Genomic DNA, 22,056 nt, shown 5'->3' on the forward strand with positions numbered 1-22,056 from the left:
ACAATTCTAATCTTTGCTTTGCATTTATGATGGATAATTGGGTAAAATATGACAAAGAAATAGTAATAGAAGATAGACTAAATCTACAGGAGGAATTTTCGTGAAATCCTATTATCAACTTGTCCGACACAATGGTAATCGAGATTTATTTAAGGCAGTAGAACTATCTATTATTGCTTTACACAATGGTGTGCCTCTACATATTCATGCAGAGGGATTGCGTGGTACTGGCAAAACTACTATTTTAAGATCTGTTAAAGAATTATTGCCCCCCATCATGAGGATTAAAAGTTGTAGGTATAACTGCCATCCGGATATGCCTCATTGTCTAGAACATCGATATCTATCTGCTAAAGAAATTGTAGATATTGGCACTGAGATTGTTCCTTGTCCATTTCTAGAAATATCTCATGCTGCTAAAATTGGGACAGTAGTTGGTAGCATTGACTTAGGAAAGCTTACAAATTCAGAGGTGGCAACAGCTGCTATTTTACCTGGAACGATTCCGCAGGCTCATCGCGGAGTTATATTTATCGACGAAATTAATCGGTTGGCAGATACATCTCCTGAATTGGCAGACGTATTATTAGATGTTATGGGGACTAAACCTGGCCATTTGCAAATTGAAGAGACTGGACTATCCACAGTAGAGCTACCTATATCCGTAAGTATTTGGGCGGCGTCAAATCCAGATGAAGAGCCTGGTTCTTTAAATCGTATTAGAAGACAATTATCAGATCGGTTTGATTTTAACGTTAGCATGGGGCGCCCTAATGATTACCAGGTAGTATGTAATATTTTAGAAAAAGGTAAAAAAGGCGAGGAATTAATTTCTGAAGAATGCATCCTCAATTTAGGAAACTTAAATAATATAATAGTTGAAGATAATATCAGAAGAGTGATCGCTAAAATTTATGTTGATTTTAACTTGGAAAGTTTGCGTGCAGTTGAAACTATCGAATTTGCTGCTAGATTATCGTGTTTGCTAGCTGGTAGGCAAGCGGTTGAAGTAAGGGATATAAGTCAAGTAATATCTTTATCATTAGCCCATCGTATAAATGGAGAAACAATTACCGCCATTTTAAATTATTTAGAAGATTTATCTAACAATTCTCTTAGTATTGAAAATGTGGCAAACAATTATGCCACAAAAAAAATAACAGAAAATTTTGATAAAACTAGTGATGTGGAAAAGACTTCGTGGTGGAAAAACTTTATAAATCTATTATGGAAAAAAATGAAAGTTCCACTTCAAAATACACAACACGGGAGTATGGGAACTTCTGAAAATGGAGCTCTATCAGCAGGAAAGATAATAGATCCTCAAAAGGCTACCATAATTGCTCCTCCCAAAAGGGCTATCCCAATGAAAGAATTACCTGTTGAGGAGTTTATTGTTAGCGAGGGTAATATGCCGAATGATAAAAAATAAGGAGTATTTGTTTAACCCTCAATTCTTGCATAAGATAGAACCTGTGCTTGAGGAGCTACAACATATTTTTAGTATAGATATGGGTGCTCGGATTGGACAAACCACAGTTTGTAGTCAAAAGTTACACAGCTTTCATCCTGAAACGCCAGAGCGAGTATATATTTTGCAAGATATTGACGCTGGACAAATTTTTTACCAGAGGACAGAGCCAGGAGGTATTTATCATATAGATATATTCCATCAATGTGGTCCTGTTGATCATTATATGGTAGCGAATGAAATACAGGAAGTTGTAGAGGGTTATAATAAAGAGCATGTTGTTAAGCAATTGGGTCGGGTAAATGCTGTAATGGCAGATTTTATTGACATTCAGACGAGTACAGGCGGTGGACGTGTTACTGGTAAGTTAGATTATGGGAAAAGGGCAGCACTACGGAAAGCCCATTCAAATCATGTTCATATTACTGCAATGATACCTCCGGCACATTTGGCGTGCTTGATTTGTATAGTTATGGTGGTAGAAAGCGTTATTTTATCTTGTAATTTAGAATTACGATGTAACGAAAAAATTGAAAATGTTAGGGGTTTGAGTAAAGAAAAATATGATCTATCAGCTTACATGGATGAATCAGATTCTTTATTACAAGAAAATAAGAATAATACTACTTTTGAAGTCGATGCAAAATTAGGTGAAAATGAATGGATAAATAAATCAGATAAAACAGAAGAACTAAAGGAATTTTTAGAAAAAAGTCATTCAAAAAACAAAGACCCCAAGCCTACAGGTGGTATAAATAGTTGTCGAGTTCCCGAAATTTTAGCATCCGAAGGCATGATTGAACTTGCAGGTAATTTGCTTAGTATAGAGGAATATGGTAAGGGATTTAAAAGTTATTTAGAGACACAGTTACCTGAGATTGAAGCTCATTTAAGGAAAGTTGTTCGAGAAGCAAAATGTTTGAGTAAACAGCTAGGGAAAAGCAAATTTTTGGAAAATAGCGCTGGTTTTTATTCAGAAGAAAAACATATCTGTCATGGTAAAACAGTTAAAGAATATGGCGGATTGGCTATTGCAGAAATGGTAAATGCTGCAGCACAAAGAATGGTTGAAAATGGGGATAAAACACTTAAAATACTACCTAATGATATAAGATATTTTAATAACAGAAAAAGAAGAAAAATCGAATTCTGTTTACTGATTGACGCTAGCTCTAGTATGGATGGTCAACGTATTCACATTGCTAAACTGCTAGCAAGATACTTGTTTTTTTCTACAAATGATCGAATAAGTGTACTAGTTTTTCAACAAAATCAGGCATGGGTTCAAGTACCCTTTACCCATGATTTTAGGCAGCTAGAACAAAGTTTGGAAGGAATTAAAGCTTATGGGGAGACTCCATTGGCTTTAGGATTAAAGGCTTGTCTTCAATATATTGAACAGGAAAAGGCTAAAAATCCTTTCATTATATTAATTACAGATGGTGTACCAACACTTGGAACGGTAACTACTAATCCGATAAATGATGCTCTAGCAATTGCTAAAAAAATAAAAAGTAGTAATTATGGATTTACTTGCATTGGCCTTAAACCGCATCTATTTTATTTAAAACAGTTATCGGAAGTCGCTGGTGGCAGTATATATGCAATTGAAGACTTAGATGAAAGAGGATTGTGTTAAGCAGCGTGAAAACGTTACTTAATACAATCTTTTTTATGATTATTAAGAGGATTATTATACTTTTTCAAGAATAGTATAAGGTCAAAGAAATTTCTATAGATAATAGATACACATAGAAATTAATAATATGTTTAATACTTCGGATAGATTACTTTGCATAATATCCTGTTATTGGGTATAATGTTCTAGGTAAAATGGAGGCAGTATGCCAAAAATAAGAAAATCATGGCGAGTTATGCCAGAAAATATTCCTTTAAAAAAAGAATTAAGTAATAGCCTGGGAATATCAGATATAATTGCACAAGTACTTGTTAATCGCGGTATAATGGACAAAAGTATTGCCGAGGAATTTTTGTTTGGTGGGCAAGAAAAATTAAGTGATCCATATTTATTAAAAGATATGGAAAAAGCTGTTAGCCGTATTGTGTATGCCATTACAAATCACCAAAAAATGGTTGTATATGGGGATTATGATGTTGATGGTATGACATCAAGTGCACTAATATATAAGGTATTTACTAAATTAGGGGGAACTATTGAATATTATATTCCTGAAAGGCAAAATGAAGGATATGGTTTAAATAGTGTTGCACTGGAAACGCTGATTGCCAGGGGAACGGAACTTCTAATTACAGTGGATTGTGGTATTAGTGCTATTGAGGAAGTTAAGGCCGTTGCCAATCGATTAGATATTATTATTACGGATCATCACGAACCAGCACAATGTTTGCCAGTCGCTCATGCCATTATTAATCCCAAACAGAGAGAGTGTTCCTATCCTGAAAAAAATTTGGCTGGAGTGGGCGTAGCCTTTAAGTTATGTCAGGCACTGTGGCAATATTATTATGAGAACGATGAAAAACTATTAGAATATCTAGATATAGTAGCCGTAGGAACGGTTGCTGATATTGTTTCAATAACCGGAGAAAATCGTATATTAGTAAAATTAGGGCTAACTGAAATTGCTAAAACAAAAAATATCGGTTTAAAAGAGCTAATGGAAGTTTGTAGAATTGATGCCAATAAAATTGATACAGGTAAGATCGGTTTTGCAATTGCACCACGTTTAAATGCTGCTGGTCGTATTAGTAGGGCGGACTACGGCGTTGAGTTGCTAATTACGGAGGATGTAGAACGAGCAAAAGAATTGGCGCTTTATTTAGAAGGTGAAAATTCTCAGCGTCAAGTGGTAGAAAAGAATATTCAAGCAGCTGCAGAAGAGTTTATAGCACAGATAGATTTGAATGTTACTAAGGTGTTAGTAGTAGTAGGAGAAGACTGGCATTCGGGAGTCATTGGTATTGTAGCTTCTCGATTAGTAGAAAGATATTATCGCCCTGTTATTATGGTTAGTATACGGGATGGTATTGGAAAGGCATCTTGCCGGAGTATCCCTGCTTTTGATATATATGACGCATTAAGTCAATGTTCCGATTTATTGTTGCAGTTTGGTGGACATCATCAAGCAGCAGGTTTAAGCATACTACCTAAGCATATTGAGGAACTCGGAGCGCGGTTAAATCAGATTGCGAATACTACACTCTCACAAGCTGATTATATACCAGTACTAACTATTGATTCGTTAGTTTCTTTAAATGAAATTAATGCAAATTTTTTAGAACAGTTAAGTTGCCTTGAACCTTACGGTATGGGGAATCAGAGCCCTATATTTGCTTGTAAATCAGTTGAAATTAAGGACATTCGTACGATCGGTCAGGAAGCACGACACTTAAAATTGAAAGTGAGTCAAGAAAATATTACGAATGATGTTGTTGCTTGGCAAATGGGAGGATTAGCTGAAAATTTACAGGATACAGAAAAGGTAGAATTAGCATTTTTCCCTGAATTTAATGAGTGGCAAGGCAAACGGAAAATTCAATTGCGTGCTTATGATGTAAAGCAAATAGAGTTGACAGATGTAGAACGGTTGTATGTGCTACACAAGAATGATGCAAAACAAAGAATTTATTCACCCGAATGTTTTTTATATGCTGACAAGGTGATTTCTGCTGCTAATGAAAAGCAACTAGACGATTGGGTTTTAAAAGATGTTCGGCATATAGCTGACAAATTTTCGTATTTACTGGATGTAGTTAAGCAACAAGAAAAAACCTTAATCTTTGTAAATACTCCCTATGAAGCCTTTAGTTTGGCAGAAAAATTAAGAGCATGTCTCCCAAGCTATAAAGACCAAGTCGGATTCTATCATGCAGGATTGAATGAAGAGTGGAAAAATAAAGTTCAAGCTTGGTTTCGGGATGATATACTTAAGGTTATATTTACTACAACCTTGTTTGTGAATGAAGGTCTAAAATTTGATCATGTTGGACATATGATGTTATATAGTTTGCCTTTTACGATGCAAGGCTTTCTGCAGCAATGTTGGAGTGGAATGAATTCTATGCAGAGTACCTATATCCATTTATTATTTAATAATGAAGATATTGCTAATAATCACTTATTATTGCTACAAGCAAATCCCGAACGTATCGTTGTTGGGCAAATTTATTTAGTGCTGAAACAATCTGGATCTGAAGTAACCGATTCTCAAGTAATAGATCAAGTATGGAGCAAATATCAAGTTACCATTTCGGAAGCTTCTGTTCGTACTGCCATTAAAATATTAGAAGAATTAAAGTTAATACAGTGCGTAATATCTGAAGTAAGAAGAGAAATATTGATATTGCCTACACCAAAAGACAAACTTGACATTGAACAATCTACTACGTTTCGTCAAGGTATGAACCAAAAAGATGAATTTATGAAGTTTGCAGAAAAACTTATGAAGTTATCAAGTAATGAATTGTTATTAGCAATTAAAGGTAATAATGTTTAGTAGGGAATGCATAATTTAGTTTTTTATAAGTGTTACTATTATTAAGACTTTTCGTATTATATATTATATTAGGAGGTTTATTTATGAATTTTAAAGAAAAAATTAGAGTGGTACTTGATTTTCCAGAGAAAGGTATCCGTTTTAAAGATATTACTACCTTGCTTAAAGAGGGAGAGGTGTTTCATCAGGCAATTGATGCTTTGGCAGAACCCTTTAAAGATCAAGGCGTAGAATTAGTTGTAGGTCCTGAAGCTAGGGGTTTCGTTGTTGGAGCTCCAGTTGCTTACGCGCTAAAAGCAGGCTTTGTCCCTGTACGAAAACCAGGAAAATTGCCTGCTGAAACTCTGAAACATGAATATGACTTGGAATATGGTAAGGATTCTTTGGAAATACATAAAGATGCTATCACTCCAGGACAAAAAGTATTAATTGTTGATGATTTACTAGCTACTGGCGGCACTGTGCAAGCAACAGTTGCCATGGTTGAAGCGTTAGGCGGAGTTGTTGTCGGTCTTGTTTTCCTGATTGAATTATCTTATCTTGAAGGTCGTAAAAATTTAGCTAATTACAACATTATGTCTTTGTTAAAATATTAGGTGGAATACCGTGTATTGAGGTGTGCATATGGGCAATGAAACGCAGACCACTATTGAAGAAATTATAAAAAAAATACAATCCTATCAGCCTGATGCTCCCATAGAAATTGTCATACAAGCTTATGAACTTGCTGTTGATGCTCATAAAGGTCAAACACGGGCTTCAGGTGAAGAATACATTTGTCATCCACTGGGAGTAGCGAGAATCTTAGCTGAATTACAAATTGATGCATTAACGATTAGTGCATCTTTACTGCATGATGTTGTAGAAGATACTGCTTTTTCCTTAGAAGAAATTGAAAAGCTGTTTGGTAAAGAAATCGCTATGTTAGTGGATGGCGTGACTAAGCTAAGTCGCATCGAATATAAGTCGAAAGAGGAGCAACAATTAGAAAACTTTCGTAAAATGTTTTTGGCTATGGCAAGGGATATCCGGGTAGTTTTGATAAAGTTAGCAGATCGTCTGCATAATATGCGAACCTTAAAACATATGCCTGAATACAAACAGCGTAGAATTTCTCAGGAAACTCACGAGATATTTGCGCCTCTTGCTCATCGTCTGGGAATATCCAATGTGAAATGGGAGTTAGAGGACTTGGCTTTTCGTTATTTAGAGCCAGAGAAATATTATGAACTTGTAGAAAAAGTTAAGCAAAAACGTCGTGAACGAGAGCAAATTATTAATGAAGCTGTTAGAATTTTATCAGAACGCTTAGATGAAGTAGATATTAAAGCAGATATTCAAGGACGCCCTAAACATTTTTATAGCATATATAAAAAAATGCTTAAAGGGAATAAGGATCTTAGTGAAATTTATGACTTGTCTGCTGTTCGTATTTTAGTAGATACCGTTAAAGATTGTTATGGTGCTTTAGGTGTTGTGCATACCTTATGGAAGCCCTTGCCACTTAGGTTTAAGGACTATATTGCAATGCCAAAGAGTAATATGTATCAATCGCTACATACAACTGTAATTGGAACAGAAGGACAACCACTGGAAATTCAAATTAGAACCATGGATATGCATCGAACCTCTGAATACGGAATTGCAGCTCATTGGCGATATAAAGAGGGCTCTAAGGGGGCCAATAAAGATTTTGACGAGAAATTAACCTGGCTGCGGCAATTATCAGAGTGGCAACAAGATTTGCGAGATCCTCATGAGTTTATGGAAACTGTAAAGTTAGATATTTTCTCTGATGAAGTATTTGTTTTTACACCCAAAGGAGACGTAATTGATTTACCTGCAGGTTCAATTCCGATTGATTTTGCTTATCGGATTCACACTGGGGTAGGAAATCGCTGTATTGGTGCTCGAATTAATGGTAAAATAGTCCCATTAGAAACTAAATTGGCAAATGGGGACATCGTTGAAATTATTACAACGAAAACCGGTAATGGACCAAGTAGAGACTGGCTAAATATTGTTGGATCCTCTGATACTAAAAATAAAATTCGTCAGTGGTTTAAGAAAGAGAAACGGGAAGAAAACATTATTAAGGGCCGAGAGATGCTCGAGAAAGAGAGCAAAAAACTAGGTTATGATTGGCGAGAAATAACCAAAGGTGAAAGATTATCTGAGGTAGGGAAAAAATTCAATATACAGACGGAAGAGGATTTAATGGCGGCATTAGGTTATGGGGGAGTGACAACCCATGGCATTATGACGAAGTTAATTGAGGCCTATAAAAAAGAATTACGCAGCACTACGTCTCCGGACGTATCAAGACTATTGGCAAAGCTTAAACCACACAATACTACTAGTAAATCAGGTCATGGTATTTTGGTTGAGGGAGAGTCAGGTCTAATGGTAAGATTAGCCAAATGCTGCAATCCTTTACCTGGAGATACAATTATTGGCTATATTACTAGAGGGCGTGGAGTTTCGGTACATCGGGCGGATTGTACTAATATTTTGGTTCAGCCAGAAGAATATGAGCGTATGATAGAAGTTGGTTGGGATTTGACTGTCGGGAATTTATATAAAGTAATTGTTGAAGTTATCGGTGTCGATCGTTCTGAATTGTTATCTGATATTTTAATGGTTACTTCTGAGAGTAAGATAAAAGTTAGTTCCGTTAATGCTAAAGTCATTAAAAATAATATGGGATCTATTACGCTAACGTTGGATCTTAGTAATTTGAATCAATTAGAGCATATTATGACCAAGATGAGGCGAGTAAAAGATGTATATAGTGTGCATCGCGCTATGCCAAATTTAGGAGGCGTAGGATGAGGGCTGTTGTTCAACGTACACTACAATCAAATGTAACAGTAGAAAATAATACGATTGCTGCTATCGGGCAAGGTTTAACAGTTTTATTAGGTGTAGGACATGAAGATACGGAGCAAGATTCTTACTATTTGGCAGAAAAGATTATAAATTTACGAATTTTTTCCGATATTAGTGGTAAAATGAATTTATCACTCTTGGATATAAATGGTGAACTATTAGTAGTATCCCAGTTTACCCTATTTGCCGATTGTCGTAAGGGGCGTAGGCCTAGCTTTGATGGCGCAGCCCCTCCTGAGCTCGCTCAAAGGTTATATGAAATATTTATTGAAAAATGTAAGCAGTTAGGTATAAAAGTTGCTTGTGGAAAATTTCAATTCGAAATGCTAGTAGCACTGGACAACCATGGGCCAGTAACAATGCTCCTTGATAGCAAACGTATTTTTTAGGAGGTGGAAAAAATGAAAATAATAAAGTTAGAAGTAGGAAACCTCGGCGCTAATTGCTATATTGTATATTGCGAGAAAACTTTAAATGGCGCAGTGATTGATCCCGGCGGCAATGCGCAAGATATCATTCGTGTTATTAATCAAGAAAAGATAAAAATAGTATCGATCATAAATACTCATGGGCATGCTGATCACATTGGGGATAATGATAGAATAAAAGAGCATACTGGTGCACCTGTTATGATTCATAAAGAAGATGCAGGTATGTTAATAAGTTCCCAAGGAAATTTGTCTATGTATATCGGTAGTAATCTTATATGTCAAGCTGCGGATGTCTTGCTAAGTGATGGCCAAAAAATTATGGTGGGTGAACTAGAATTTCAGGTTATACATACTCCAGGTCACACACCTGGTGGAATTTGTCTTAAGGTCAATGATGTGGTATTTAGTGGTGACACCTTGTTTCAACAATCCATTGGTAGATCTGATTTTCCTGGCGGATCACATAATCAGCTAGTGAACAGTATAAAAGAGCGATTGTTAGTGCTTGCAGACGATACTACGATTTTGCCTGGTCATGGGGGCGAAACAACGATTATCAACGAGCGCCAAAATAATCCTTTTTTGCAATAACTTCATAAAAAAATGAGGGAATACGATGTCATTTAAATCATATGATACATGGTTTAAAATAAGTATCTTATTATTAGGGTTTTATGTAATTGTTAAAGTGACGCCAATTTATTTTCCCATCATTATTGCCATGGTTTTGGCTTTTATATTAAATCCATTGGTAAATTACATCTCCAGTATAGGACTTGGCGGGAAAAAGCTATATCTTGGACGTAGTATAGCAGTGTTATGTGCATTTTTCCTAACAACATTTTTACTGCTTATCATGGGGACCTTTGTTTTGTTACCATTTATACATGAGTTTGATAAGTTTATTGTTGATTTACCAGGGTTAATCCTAAAAGTCCAAGAAATGATTATAGAAATTCAGCAGCGTGCCAGTGTATTGGATTTGCCAACTAATATTAACACTCTAATCGATCAGACGATTGCAAGTGCCGCTTCATTCTCAGCAGATTTAGCTAGGCGTATCTTGCAAGCATTTTTCGGCTTTGCATCGAGTATTGTCGAGCTTGTGGTAGTACCAGTCTTAACCTACTATTTTTTAAAAGACTGGAGTGTCTTGAAAGATAAGATTATAACCATGTTCACCGTAGAATCACGTGGAAAAGTACGAAAAATCATTGAAGAAATGGCTACCGTTATTAGTGGTTATATTCGGGGACAAGTATTGATTAGCATTGTTATTGGAGTATTTGTCTTTAGTGGTATGTATTTACTAGAAGTAGATTATCCGCTAGTGTTAGGACTTCTTGCTGCCTGTACAGAAACAATCCCAATTGTTGGTCCGATAATTGGATCTGTACCTGCCATTATGCTGGCCTATTTAAATTCACCAGCGTTGGCATTTAAGGTCGTCATATTTTATATTATTGTGCACCAAGTTGAAAACCAAATTGTAGTACCTAATATTATGGGACATACTATTGATTTACATCCTGTCATTATAATTATTAGTCTGTTGATTGGTGGCCAATTGTGGGGGATTGTTGGTATGATGCTAGCTGTTCCGACGGCAGCACTGTTAAGAGTATTGATTAGACAGTTATGGATTACAAATGAAAGATAGGTGAAAATAATGGCAATTGATATGGGAGATATTAGGCAAAAGTTTCAAGAAAAACAATACAAGTTAACACCACAGCGTAAAATAATTTTAGAGGCTTTCGTAGATCATCAAGACGAACATTTAAGTGCAGAAGATGTACATACCATTGTTCGTCAGCATTCCTCAGAGATTGGTCTTGCTACTGTATATCGTACATTAGAACTATTTAGTGAATTAGAAGTTTTGCAGAAAATGGATTTTGGTGATGGACGTAGTCGTTATGAAATCAATGAGAAAACCACACCGCATCATCATCATCACTTGATATGTTTGACTTGCAATAAGGTAAAAGAATTTGAAGATGATTTATTGGAGACGTTGGAAACTGTGATTTCTCGCAAAAGTAATTTTTTAATTGTTGATCATCAGGTAAAATTTTATGGATATTGTCAAGAGTGCCAGAAAAAAAGTGAAGGCTAATTACGCTATTTTATGGAGAAAAAGTTAAAAAATATTTAAAATAATACAGCATTATGGTAATATGTTTACAACTATACATATTATTAATACTATAATGAACAATTTAGCAATATATCTTAGTACGTGTTAAGGTATTAAGGGAAGATAATTTGCTGATTCATAAGGGGGAAAATTATGTTGGTAACAGGTCCACGGGGGACTAAAGATATACTGCCTGAGGCTAGTAGTAATTGGCAATATATTGAAAAAATAGTGCGTGACATTTGCCGCCTATACCTATATAAAGAAATTCGTACTCCAGTTTTTGAACATACGGAATTATTTCTGCGTGGTATTGGGGAGACAACTGACATTGTAGAAAAAGAAATGTATACTTTTACAGATAGAGGAGAACGTAGTCTTACATTAAGGCCTGAAAATACAGCAGCGGTAGTACGTTCTTTTTTAGAAAATAAACTCTATGCAGAAACGTTGCTTAATAAGTTATTTTACATAGGTCCTATGTTTCGTTACGACCGCCCCCAAGCCGGTAGATATCGGCAATTTCATCAATTTGGTATTGAAGCTTTAGGTTCAAAAGGACCTGCTATTGATGCTGAAGTTATTATGTTAGCGGTACAGCTATTAAAAAAATTAGGACTCGATGACTTACACTTATATTTGAATTCTGTAGGTTGTCCCGAGTGTCGTCCTGTATATCGTGAAAAATTGCAAAGTTATTTACAGGAAAAAACTTCTAATTTGTGTACAGACTGCCAATCTCGCTTTGATCGTAATCCTATGCGTATTCTTGACTGTAAAAAAGAAAAATGCGCAGAACAGTCTCAGGGAGCTCCTCAAATCGTTGATTGTTTATGTGATGAGTGTAGTGAGCATTTCAGTCAATTAAAAGAATTACTAACAGTTGCCGGTGTTGAATTTACACTAAATCCACGTTTGGTTCGTGGCTTGGATTATTACACTAAAACTGCTTTTGAAATTCAATACGCACCTCTGGGGGCACAAAGTGCTGTATGTGGTGGTGGTCGGTATGATGGTTTAGTGGCGGAATGTGGGGGACCTTCTACACCAGGGATTGGTTTTGCAGTTGGTATAGAAAGAATCCTATTGGCTTTAGAAAAACAAAATTTATTACCCGAGGCATCCAATGCGATTGACGTATTTATTGCTCCTATGGGGACTGCTATGCAAGGGATGGCTTTTGCCTTATTGTGCAATTTACGAGAAAATAGTATAACTGCTGAGATGGATTTTATGGAAAAAGGTATTAAGTGGCAAATGAAACAAGCGAATAAATATCCAGCTCGTTTTGTCGCAATTATCGGGGAAGATGAAGCGACACAAGGAAAAGTCATGCTGAAAAATATGCAGACTGGTGTGCAGCAATTAGTTGATATAAGTAAAGTACAAGAAATGATACAATTAGATTTGGAGGATTAATATGGAAACGATGGTAGGACTAAAACGAACACATTCGTGCGATTTTTTAAATAAGCAGAATGAGGGAGAAGAAGTAGTATTATGTGGTTGGGTGGCGCGTCGTCGCGATCATGGCGGATTGATTTTTCTTGATTTACGTGATCGTTCTGGCTTTGTACAAGTAGTATTTTCACAGGATGTGGATGTAGATTCCTTTACGAAAGCAGAGACTGTGCGTTCTGAATATGTATTAGCTGTAAGAGGTATAGTGAAATTAAGGGATGCAGCTACTATTAATGCTAATATAGCTACAGGTGAAATTGAAGTTTATGGGACAGAACTCAGAATTTTAAATGCGGCAAAAACCCCGCCTTTTTATATTCAAGATAACATCGATGTGGATGAGACGTTACGTTTAAAATATCGCTATTTAGATTTACGCCGTCCAGAAATGCAACGTAATTTGATGCTTAGACATCGCGTAGCGAAAACTATGCGCGATTTTCTCGACAATAATGGGTTTATGGAAATTGAGACCCCAATGCTAGCAAAGAGTACTCCAGAAGGCGCTAGAGACTATCTAGTACCAAGTCGAGTAAGTCCTGGAAAGTTTTATGCTTTACCACAATCTCCTCAAACTTTCAAACAGATGCTGATGGTTGCAGGCATGGAACGTTATTTCCAAATTGTTCGTTGTTTCCGTGATGAAGATTTAAGAGCTGATCGTCAACCAGAGTTTACTCAGCTTGACATTGAAATGTCGTTTATTGATCAAGAAGAGATATTGACGATCATGGAAAATATGACAGCTCGTATATTTAAAGAAGCACTGGATGTTGAGATACAAACACCATTTTTGCGTTTGAGTTATGAAGATGCAATGAATCGTTATGGTTCTGACAAACCGGATATACGCTTTGATATGGAATTAGTTGATCTTTCAGATGCTGTAAAGAATTCAAATTTTAAGGTTTTTGAAACCGTTTTAGCAAATGGCGGGCAAGTAAAAGCTATCAATGTTAAAGGCTATGCCAATGCTCCAAGGCGTGAACTTGATGGCTTGATTGAGTATGTATCTACTTATGGTGCTAAAGGGTTAGCTTGGATTAGCTATACATCAGAGGGAATTAAATCTGCAATCACTAAATTTTTAACAGATGAAAATATGGCTGATATTACTAAAGCTGCTGGAATTGAGACTGGAGATTTATTGCTTATCGTGGCAGACAAGCCTGCTGTCGTGGCCAATTCTTTGGGACAATTGCGTTTGGAGATGGCACGTCGTCTTAATTTAATTGACAATGATAAGTTATCTTTTTTATGGGTTGTCGACTTCCCAATGTTTGAACATGATGAGGAAGAAAATCGTTGGGTAGCTATGCATCATATGTTTACTTCACCGCGGGATGAAGATGTAGAATATCTAGAGAGTAATCCTGGTCGTGTAAAAGCTAAAGCCTATGATATGGTGTTAAATGGCACCGAAGTCGGTGGTGGCAGTATAAGAATTTATAATCGTGAACTGCAAGAACGAGTATTTACTGCAATTGGTTTTACTCAAGAAGAAGCATTTGCTAAATTTGGTTATATGTTAGAAGCATTTGAGTATGGTACACCACCACATGGTGGAATTGCATTTGGATTAGATCGGTTGATTATGATTATGGCTAAACGACCATCCATTCGAGATGTAATTGCTTTTCCAAAAACCCAAAGCGCTACAGACGTTATGACGCAAGCTCCATCTGAGGTGGATGCGAAGCAGTTAAGAGAGTTATCCATAAAAACAACTGTTGTGGCAAAGGTGAAGGTATAATATGAAATAAGTAGGAGAGTACCCGCCTTTGGCAGGTACTCTCCTATTAGTAAAAAAGTCACTTTAAAGTGAGTATTTCTTTTATATTATGGAGAAAAAATAAAACCACCTCAGTAGGTGGTTTTATTTTGCGATTAGACTTTCATTTATATGTACACGCTTGTCCAATTTTTGAATATCTTCCCAAGCATAACGCAAGTCTTTTTTTATAGCACTAGTGTCTTTCTTTAAGGTAGTGGTATCTTTACGAATCGCTAGCACATCACCTTTAAGATTGGAAACATCACTACTTAAACTAAGAAGATCATCTTGTAAGTTATCGATTCTATCATGAATTGATGCTTGTCCTTCAGCTAAAGTGCTGAGTTGTCGATCGATTTTGTCAAAACGATCAGTAATTTGTTTTTGCCCTGCGAGAAGTTGCTGAAGGAATTCATTCATCGTTTATTTACCCTACCTTTAATCAATAAGTCCATAATAATTTTTAAAAATACAGGATATCACAAGTTCTTATATAAAGTATAATAAAAGGTAGATATAAAGTCAAAGGGAAATATTTAATGACGTACTTTGGTGAAAAAAGGTAATAAATGGATATTTAAAGAGAAGGTGATAACATGGACTTATTTGCATATTCCAACCAAGAAGAAAATAATCAAACGGCTCCTTTAGCAGTACGGATGCGTCCTAGGAATTTAGACGAATTTATTGGACAAAATGAGATTATTGGTAAGGATAAATTTCTGAGAAAAATGATTGATGGTGACAATCTTCCATCAATTATTTTATTTGGACCACCTGGTACAGGTAAGACAACATTGGCACAAATTATTGCTAATACTACAGGAAGTTATTTTGAAAAACTCAATGCAGTATCGGCGGGCATTGCTGATATTCGGAAAATCGTTGAGGCAGCAAAGGAAAGGCTCGGATTTTATCGACAACGCACTATTGTTTTTATAGATGAAATACATCGATTCAATAAAGGCCAACAAGATGTGCTTTTACCATATGTGGAGGACGGCAGAATCATTTTAATTGGTGCAACTACAGAAAATCCATATTTTGAAGTAAACGCAGCTTTGTTATCTAGAATGAGAGTGGTTCGCTTAAAATCTCTTGGAGTGTCGGACTTAGTAGAAATTATGCAACAAGCAATGAATGACAGTGAACGTGGACTTGGAAGCTTCAAGATTGAATACACAAATGAGGCTTTAGCTATTATCGCTGAATTATCCGGTGGTGATGCCAGAATTGCTCTAAATATTATTGAACAATCAGTAACTATGATGAGATCATCGAATGTAACTGAATTAACAATTAAAATTCTAAAGGAAGTAGTAGGTGAAAGGGTACAAAGGTATGATAAGTCTGGTGACCATCATTACGATACCGTGTCCGCCTTTATTAAAAGCATGCGTGGCTCTGATCCAGACGCCGCTTTACATTATTTAGCACGTATGATAGTAGCAGGAGAAGATGTTAAGTTTATAGCTAGGCGAATCGTTATTTGTGCTGCAGAAGATGTAGGCAATGCTGACCCTCAGGCTTTAGTAATAGCCATGTCTGCTGCTCAAGCGGTTCAGTTTATTGGTATGCCTGAAGCACAAATTATTTTATCAGAAGCTGTGATTTATATTAGTACTGCACCTAAAAGTAATGCTTCTTATATGGCCGTAGCCCAAGCAATCAATGACGTGAAGCAAAAAGATTGTGGACAAATACCGTTACATTTACGGGACGCTCATTATCCAGGGGCTAAAAAAATGGGACATGGCTTAGATTATTTATATCCCCATAACTATGATGGTAATTATATAGAACAACAATATTTACCGGATAATTTAAAGGGGACGGTCTACTATAGGCCTACTGAAAATGGCCAGGAATTAAAAAATAAAAAAAAGTCAAAAACTTAAAGATATTTTTTTGACAACAGGATTTTTTTTTGGTATATTAATAAATAAGAAAGCCTACTAAGTTACTCGGAATACTCGGGAATTGCGGGAGAGGTTACTGTGAAGATATCGACAAAAGGACGCTATGGCGTAGCAGCCATGTATGATTTAGCAGTACATTATGGAGAAGGACCAATTTCTTTAAAAAGTATTGCGCAGCGGCAAAAAATTTCAGAAAATTATTTAGAACAGTTAGTAAGCACTTTGCGTAAAGCTGGATATGTAAAAAGTATCCGTGGTGCGCAAGGCGGATATACTTTAAGTAAGGACCCGGCAAGAATTTCAGTAGGTGACATTATTAGAATCATGGAAGGCCCTATCGTTTTGGTAGATTGTCTATTAGCAGAATCAGAAGATAACGATTATTGCGAAAGGGCAGGTATATGTGTAACCCGTGGGGTTTGGGCAAAAGTTTGTGACAGTATAAGTTCAGTGTTAGATTCTATTTCACTTGCGGACTTATGCCGGGAAGAAAGATTACAAGGAGATGTTTGTGATAATGGAAAGAATTTATTTTGATCATTCGGCTACTACGCCTGTTGATAAGGAAGTAGCTAAGGTAACCCTGGAATATATGACAGAAAAGTTTGGCAATCCTTCTAGCGTTCATTTTTTTGGGCGTGAAACTCGCAAAGCTGTAGAGGAAGCTAGGTCAAGTGTAGCGGCTTTACTTGGAGCCAATGCCAATGAAATATTTTTTACCAGTGGTGGTACTGAATCTGATAATCTTGCATTAAAAGGTATTGCTTTTGCAAATCGTAAAAAAGGAAATCATATTATAACAACTACGATAGAACATCATGCAGTATTACATGCTTGTGAATATTTAGAGAAACAAGGTTTTGAAATTACTTATTTACCAGTTGATGAAAATGCTATGGTTCGCGTAGAGGATGTAAAAAATGCAATTACAGATAAAACAATCTTAATTAGTGTGATGTTTGCTAATAATGAAGTTGGTACTATTCAGCCAATTAAGGAAATTGGACAATTAGCAAAAGAGAATAAGATATATTTTCACACAGATGCAGTACAGGCCGTGGGCAATTATCCTATTGATGTAAATGAATATAATATTGATTTGCTTAGTCTTTCTGGGCATAAGTTATATGGACCTAAGGGTATCGGGGCGATTTACATACGCAAAGGGGTAAAGATTGAATCCTTACAGCAAGGTGGTTCTCAAGAACGCAAACTAAGAGCTGGTACTGAAAATGTTTCCGGCATTGTTGGTTTAGGGAAAGCCACAGAACTAGCTAGACTTGAAATGGATTCTAGAATTGCGCATGTGAAAACACTTCGTGATAAGTTGATTGCAGGAATACAAGAGAAAATTACAGATATTAAATTAAATGGTCATAAAGATTTACGATTACCTGGGAATGTTAATTTTAGCTTTCTTTATATTGAAGGTGAATCACTTCTTTTAAATCTTGACTTAAAAGGTATTGCAGCTTCTAGTGGTTCAGCTTGTACATCAGGATCTCTTGATCCTTCACATGTTTTGTTGGCTATGGGACTTACACACGAAACAGCTCATGGTTCCCTTAGGCTTTCCTTAGGGCGTGGCAATACAGAAGCCGATGTTTCCTATTGTTTAGAAGTATTACCACAAATTGTCGAAAGATTGAGGAGTATGTCACCATTAAGTGCTAATTCAAAGTTGGCGGCTAATAATCCTTGCAACCAATGTGATCATCATTAATTTATTTAAGGGGAGATATTATTATGTATACTGATAAAGTAATGGACCATTTTACCAATCCTCGTAATGTGGGTGAAATAGAAAATCCTAGTGGTGTTGGAGAAGTTGGTAACGCTAAATGTGGCGATATTATGAGAATTTATTTAGATGTAAAAGATGGAATTATCAAAGATGTTAAATTTAAAACTTTTGGCTGTGGTGCTGCGATTGCAACTAGTAGTATGGTTACTGAATTGGTAATGGGAAAAACCCTTGACGAAGCCTTAAAAATTTCAAATGATGCTGTTGCTGAAGCGTTAGACGGTCTTCCACCAGCTAAAATGCATTGTTCCAATTTAGCTGCTGATGCATTACATGAAGCTATTAAGGACTATATCAGCAAAAAAGGAAAGTGATTTGATTCATGGGTACTAAGCCAAGAGTTCTTGTAGCCATGAGCGGAGGGGTGGACAGTTCTTTAACTGCCGCCCTTTTGGTTCAACAAGGATATGATGTAATTGGAGCAACTATGCAAATCTGGGATAAAGATGTGCCGGAGAATGATGCTGAAAATCGGGGATGTTGCTCTTTAAGTGCAGTAGATGACGCTCGTAGGGTAGCTGAAAAAATTGGTATACCTTATTATGTACTGAATTTTCGCGATATGTTTGAGGAAACGGTTATTGATTATTTTATTGCAGAATATGGTGCAGGAAAAACACCGAATCCTTGCATCGCTTGCAATCGATTTGTTAAGTTCGAAGGTTTGTTGAAGAAAGCACTGGCTTTAGGAGCCGAATATGTTGCAACAGGCCACTATGCTCGTATTGGTTATGATGATAAATTAAACAGACATACGTTGAGTAAGGGAATAGATTCTACCAAAGATCAATCCTATGCTTTATATCATTTGAATCAAAATACATTGAAGCATTTCTTGATGCCCTTAGGTGATTATACTAAAGTTAGGACAAGAGAACTAGCGGCTGAATTCGGTTTATTAGTTGCGAATAAACCTGAAAGTCAAGAAATTTGTTTTATTCCGGATGATGATTATAAAGGATTTTTAGCGGAGAAAACTCCTGAGGCACTGAAACCAGGTGATGTGGTGGACTTACAGGGACAAGTCATAGGAAAACACCAAGGACTCCCTTTGTACACTATTGGACAACGTAAGGGATTAGGAATTGCTGCAGGAACACCCCTATATGTGGTAAAATTAGATTATGATAAGAATCAAGTAATAGTTGGATCGAATGAGGATGTTTTTGCTTCGGAACTTATAGCAGAAGATCTGAATTTTATTACTATTGATAAGTTAGAACATCCTATTACTGTTTCTGCTAAAATTCGTTATGGCTCACGTGAAGGTACTGCTACTGTAACTCCTCTTGCTGATGGTGGTGTTCATGTAAAATTTGATCAACCCCAAAGGGCGATTACACCAGGGCAGTCAGTTGTATTTTACGATGGAGATATGGTTATTGGTGGCGGTATAATTAGAAAATCTATGTAGGTACACAAAAGATAGACCTTATTAATAAAAACAAGGACTTGGCTTTAATGCCAAGTCCTTGTTTTTATTAGATATACTATATAGATGCATTATAAAATAATCTATTTCGGGTAATAATAGTATTACAATCTATTGGAGGCTATTCTTATGCAAAGAATGCGAGACATAGTTGGACTGCCTGTAATAGAAACTGAAACAGGTAAGCAAATAAGCCAAATAGAAGATATTGTTTTAAATATTGATGAGGCGAAAATCTATGGAATCATTACTAATAGTGCAAAGGATTTGTCATCTGAACAAGGTATCTCTTTTATGAACATATTAAGTTTAGGCCGTGATGCTGTTATGGTACGGAACCATTCAGTCATACAAGAAGCCACTGCTTTTTTTGAAATGACAGCTATTTACTATATAAAAGAATTATTTGAGAAAGAAATCGTAACGGAAGAAGGGTTACGCTTAGGTATATTAGTTGATGTTTTTTTTGATACTAGTACTGGTGAAATGAAATCATATCAAATATCTGATAGTATCATATCAGATTTACTATATGGTCGAAAAAAAATGCCGATACCCAAAATTCAAGTTATAGGCAAAGACAAGGTAATAGTTCCTGGAACAATGAAAACTCTTCTATATACTGAAATATAAGTAAACAATAAGAAGAGAGTCACTTTTCTTATTGCCAATAGATGAAAGTCGTGTGAGGTGCGAATTATGACGGTTTGTCCTGTATGTAATAGTAAAAGAGCGATTGGTAAAGTAGGAGCAGTACAATATTATTGTTGGGATTGCTGTATTGAGTTTATAGTGCGAGGGGAAGATGTTAAGATTTTTAATGTCGAACCTGATGGTACATTAACTCTCTATTTAGATCCATTAGAAACCGCTGCTCATTAAGGAAAGGGGTGATATGATGCGCAATTTTTGGCAGGGCTTATTCTGGGGAAGTTTCATTGGAATCATGTTAGGGACTATCATAAATCCGATAATGAATACGTCTACATTTAGAAGGAAACCATTCGTAGAGCGTAGTGCCGACTCAGTAGTTTCTACAACACATGGTTTAATGAGAAAGGCCCGTAAGCGGTTACTACACAAATTTGATTAGAAATAAAGTGGAGACCACAGGGTCTCCACTTTATTTTAGCTTTAGAATCATAGTTTTTAGTATTTATAAGTAACGGATCAAAACCAACTTTTTAGAATGAGGTATTTTAAAGTGCTTATAAAAAAGACACATTTTAGGATAATGATTATTTTTTCCCTTATAACAGTTTGTTTTTATTTTTTTTGGATGGTACGAAATGCATTATATCCTTTTCTCATTGGCCTATTTCTAGCATATTTATTAAATCCAGCAGTATGTTATTTGGAAAACAAAAAAATGGGAAGGGTATGGGCGATTATTGCCGTATACATACTATTATTTGGTATTGTTATTATTGGTGGAAGTAAGTTGCTTGCTATATTGATTAGAGATTTACAATCCTTTGCCCAGGATTTACCGTCTATGATAGAAAATATTAATATACTGTTGGTTAAAGTGCAATTACAGTATCAAAACTCTGCATTGCCATATTATTTAAGGTTAGCGATAGATGATGCCTTATTATTATTAGAAGGTGATGTGCAGGAATTTATTGGAGAAATCGTAAATGGTATAATTAATCTTATAACACATTCTTTGGGTTTAGCAATAAGCCCAATATTAGCCTTTTATCTTCTTCATGACTGGCATGAAATTAAAAGTAAATTATTATTGTTATTGCCAAGCCAATGGAGAGGGGAGTTGATTTCATTTTGGCGTGATGTTGATAAAGTGCTAGGGGGGATTATTCGAGGACAATTAATCGTAGCATGCATTATTGGTATCTTTGTAACAATCGGTTTATTTTTACTTCAAGTAAAGTTTGCCCTAATTATTGGGATATTGGCAGCATTGTTTGATATAATTCCTTATTTTGGTCCTATAATCGGAGCTTCGCCGGCGGTGATGTTAGCTATATTGGAGTCACCTTTGTTAACCTTAAAAGTAATTCTATTATTTTTTATCATACAACAAATTGAAGGAAATATTATTCATCCTAAAATTATAGGTGAAAATATAGGACTTCATCCCTTGACTGTGATTTTTTTTGTTTTTGTTGGAGGCGAGATGGGTGGAATTATTGGAATGCTGCTTGGTGTGCCATTCGTGGCAGTTGGTAAAGTATTGTTACATCATATAATAAAGGTATTGTTATAACCACCATTAATTGACATTGGGCAATTATTT

At 35.9% G+C, this 22,056-nt stretch carries 20 protein-coding genes; 19 read left to right on the plus strand and 1 reads right to left on the minus strand.

Annotation, left to right across the window (positions count from 1 at the left end):
• Window positions 1-100 precede the first annotated feature (100 nt).
• The 11 genes from UFO1_RS09635 (at window position 101) to aspS (ending at window position 14,620) form a co-directional block, all read left to right on the plus strand.
• The gene (locus UFO1_RS09635; protein ID WP_038670289.1) at window positions 101-1,432 is read left to right on the plus strand and encodes an ATP-binding protein; all 1,332 of its coding nucleotides are present in this window, start codon (window positions 101-103) and stop codon (window positions 1,430-1,432) included.
• The gene (locus UFO1_RS09640; RefSeq protein WP_051788886.1) at window positions 1,419-3,110 is read left to right on the plus strand and encodes a VWA domain-containing protein; all 1,692 of its coding nucleotides are present in this window, start codon (window positions 1,419-1,421) and stop codon (window positions 3,108-3,110) included. The genes UFO1_RS09635 and UFO1_RS09640 overlap by 14 nt, the downstream gene beginning before the upstream one ends.
• A gap of 205 nt (window positions 3,111-3,315) precedes the next feature.
• Window positions 3,316-5,946 (plus strand): single-stranded-DNA-specific exonuclease RecJ, encoded by a 2,631-nt coding sequence (gene recJ / locus UFO1_RS09645; RefSeq protein ID WP_038670291.1) that lies wholly within the window; start codon window positions 3,316-3,318, stop codon window positions 5,944-5,946.
• A gap of 83 nt (window positions 5,947-6,029) precedes the next feature.
• Window positions 6,030-6,542: an adenine phosphoribosyltransferase gene (locus UFO1_RS09650; protein WP_038670293.1), complete on the plus strand. Its 513-nt coding sequence runs from the start codon at window positions 6,030-6,032 to the stop codon at window positions 6,540-6,542.
• Between the two features lie 28 nt (window positions 6,543-6,570).
• A complete protein-coding gene (locus UFO1_RS09655) occupies window positions 6,571-8,778 on the plus strand; it encodes a bifunctional (p)ppGpp synthetase/guanosine-3',5'-bis(diphosphate) 3'-pyrophosphohydrolase (RefSeq protein ID WP_038670294.1) in 2,208 nt (735 codons plus the stop codon).
• Complete coding sequence (gene dtd / locus UFO1_RS09660) at window positions 8,775-9,224, plus strand: D-aminoacyl-tRNA deacylase (protein ID WP_038670296.1); 450 nt, start codon at window positions 8,775-8,777, stop codon at window positions 9,222-9,224. Before UFO1_RS09655 ends, dtd begins: the two co-directional genes overlap by 4 nt.
• A 12-nt stretch (window positions 9,225-9,236) precedes the next feature.
• Window positions 9,237-9,857: an MBL fold metallo-hydrolase gene (locus UFO1_RS09665; RefSeq protein ID WP_038670299.1), complete on the plus strand. Its 621-nt coding sequence runs from the start codon at window positions 9,237-9,239 to the stop codon at window positions 9,855-9,857.
• A 25-nt stretch (window positions 9,858-9,882) separates the two neighbouring features.
• Window positions 9,883-10,926, plus strand: coding sequence for an AI-2E family transporter (locus tag UFO1_RS09670; RefSeq protein WP_038670300.1), 1,044 nt, complete (start codon window positions 9,883-9,885; stop codon window positions 10,924-10,926).
• Window positions 10,927-10,935: 9 nt separating this feature from the next.
• Window positions 10,936-11,385, plus strand: coding sequence for a Fur family transcriptional regulator (locus UFO1_RS09675; protein WP_038670303.1), 450 nt, complete (start codon window positions 10,936-10,938; stop codon window positions 11,383-11,385).
• A gap of 174 nt (window positions 11,386-11,559) precedes the next feature.
• Complete coding sequence (gene hisS / locus UFO1_RS09680) at window positions 11,560-12,825, plus strand: histidine--tRNA ligase (RefSeq protein WP_038670304.1); 1,266 nt, start codon at window positions 11,560-11,562, stop codon at window positions 12,823-12,825.
• 1 nt (window position 12,826) lies between these two features.
• The gene (gene aspS / locus UFO1_RS09685) at window positions 12,827-14,620 is read left to right on the plus strand and encodes an aspartate--tRNA ligase (protein ID WP_038670306.1); all 1,794 of its coding nucleotides are present in this window, start codon (window positions 12,827-12,829) and stop codon (window positions 14,618-14,620) included.
• 123 nt (window positions 14,621-14,743) lie between these two features.
• On the opposite strand, the gene UFO1_RS09690 is transcribed toward aspS, so the two are convergent.
• On the minus strand, window positions 14,744-15,061 hold the full coding sequence (locus UFO1_RS09690) for a hypothetical protein (RefSeq protein ID WP_038670308.1): 318 nt from the start codon (window positions 15,059-15,061) through the stop codon (window positions 14,744-14,746).
• A 176-nt stretch (window positions 15,062-15,237) separates the two neighbouring features.
• On the opposite strand from UFO1_RS09690, the gene UFO1_RS09695 reads away from it, so the two are divergent.
• The 8 genes from UFO1_RS09695 to UFO1_RS09735 all read left to right on the plus strand — a co-directional run bounded on the left by UFO1_RS09695 (window position 15,238) and on the right by UFO1_RS09735 (window position 22,026).
• Window positions 15,238-16,539 (plus strand): replication-associated recombination protein A, encoded by a 1,302-nt coding sequence (locus UFO1_RS09695; RefSeq protein ID WP_038670310.1) that lies wholly within the window; start codon window positions 15,238-15,240, stop codon window positions 16,537-16,539.
• A 99-nt stretch (window positions 16,540-16,638) separates the two neighbouring features.
• A complete protein-coding gene (locus UFO1_RS09700) occupies window positions 16,639-17,097 on the plus strand; it encodes an Rrf2 family transcriptional regulator (RefSeq protein WP_038670312.1) in 459 nt (152 codons plus the stop codon).
• Window positions 17,078-18,283, plus strand: a complete 1,206-nt coding sequence (gene nifS, locus UFO1_RS09705) for a cysteine desulfurase NifS (protein ID WP_038670314.1) — start codon at window positions 17,078-17,080, stop codon at window positions 18,281-18,283. Before UFO1_RS09700 ends, nifS begins: the two co-directional genes overlap by 20 nt.
• Window positions 18,284-18,306: 23 nt before the next feature.
• Window positions 18,307-18,678, plus strand: a complete 372-nt coding sequence (nifU, locus tag UFO1_RS09710) for a Fe-S cluster assembly scaffold protein NifU (protein ID WP_038670316.1) — start codon at window positions 18,307-18,309, stop codon at window positions 18,676-18,678.
• 8 nt (window positions 18,679-18,686) lie between these two features.
• The gene (mnmA, locus tag UFO1_RS09715; protein ID WP_038670318.1) at window positions 18,687-19,778 is read left to right on the plus strand and encodes a tRNA 2-thiouridine(34) synthase MnmA; all 1,092 of its coding nucleotides are present in this window, start codon (window positions 18,687-18,689) and stop codon (window positions 19,776-19,778) included.
• Between the two features lie 147 nt (window positions 19,779-19,925).
• Complete coding sequence (locus UFO1_RS09720; RefSeq protein WP_038670320.1) at window positions 19,926-20,429, plus strand: PRC-barrel domain-containing protein; 504 nt, start codon at window positions 19,926-19,928, stop codon at window positions 20,427-20,429.
• Window positions 20,430-20,495: 66 nt separating this feature from the next.
• Window positions 20,496-20,678: a hypothetical protein gene (locus tag UFO1_RS09725; protein WP_038670321.1), complete on the plus strand. Its 183-nt coding sequence runs from the start codon at window positions 20,496-20,498 to the stop codon at window positions 20,676-20,678.
• Window positions 20,679-21,030: 352 nt separating this feature from the next.
• Window positions 21,031-22,026 carry an AI-2E family transporter gene (locus UFO1_RS09735; protein ID WP_236639423.1) on the plus strand — a complete coding sequence of 332 codons (996 nt, stop codon included), beginning with the start codon at window positions 21,031-21,033 and terminating at the stop codon, window positions 22,024-22,026.
• Window positions 22,027-22,056 lie beyond the last annotated feature (30 nt).

The sequence above is a fragment of the Pelosinus sp. UFO1 genome, assembly GCF_000725345.1.
Classification (GTDB): Bacteria; Bacillota; Negativicutes; order DSM-13327; family DSM-13327; genus Pelosinus.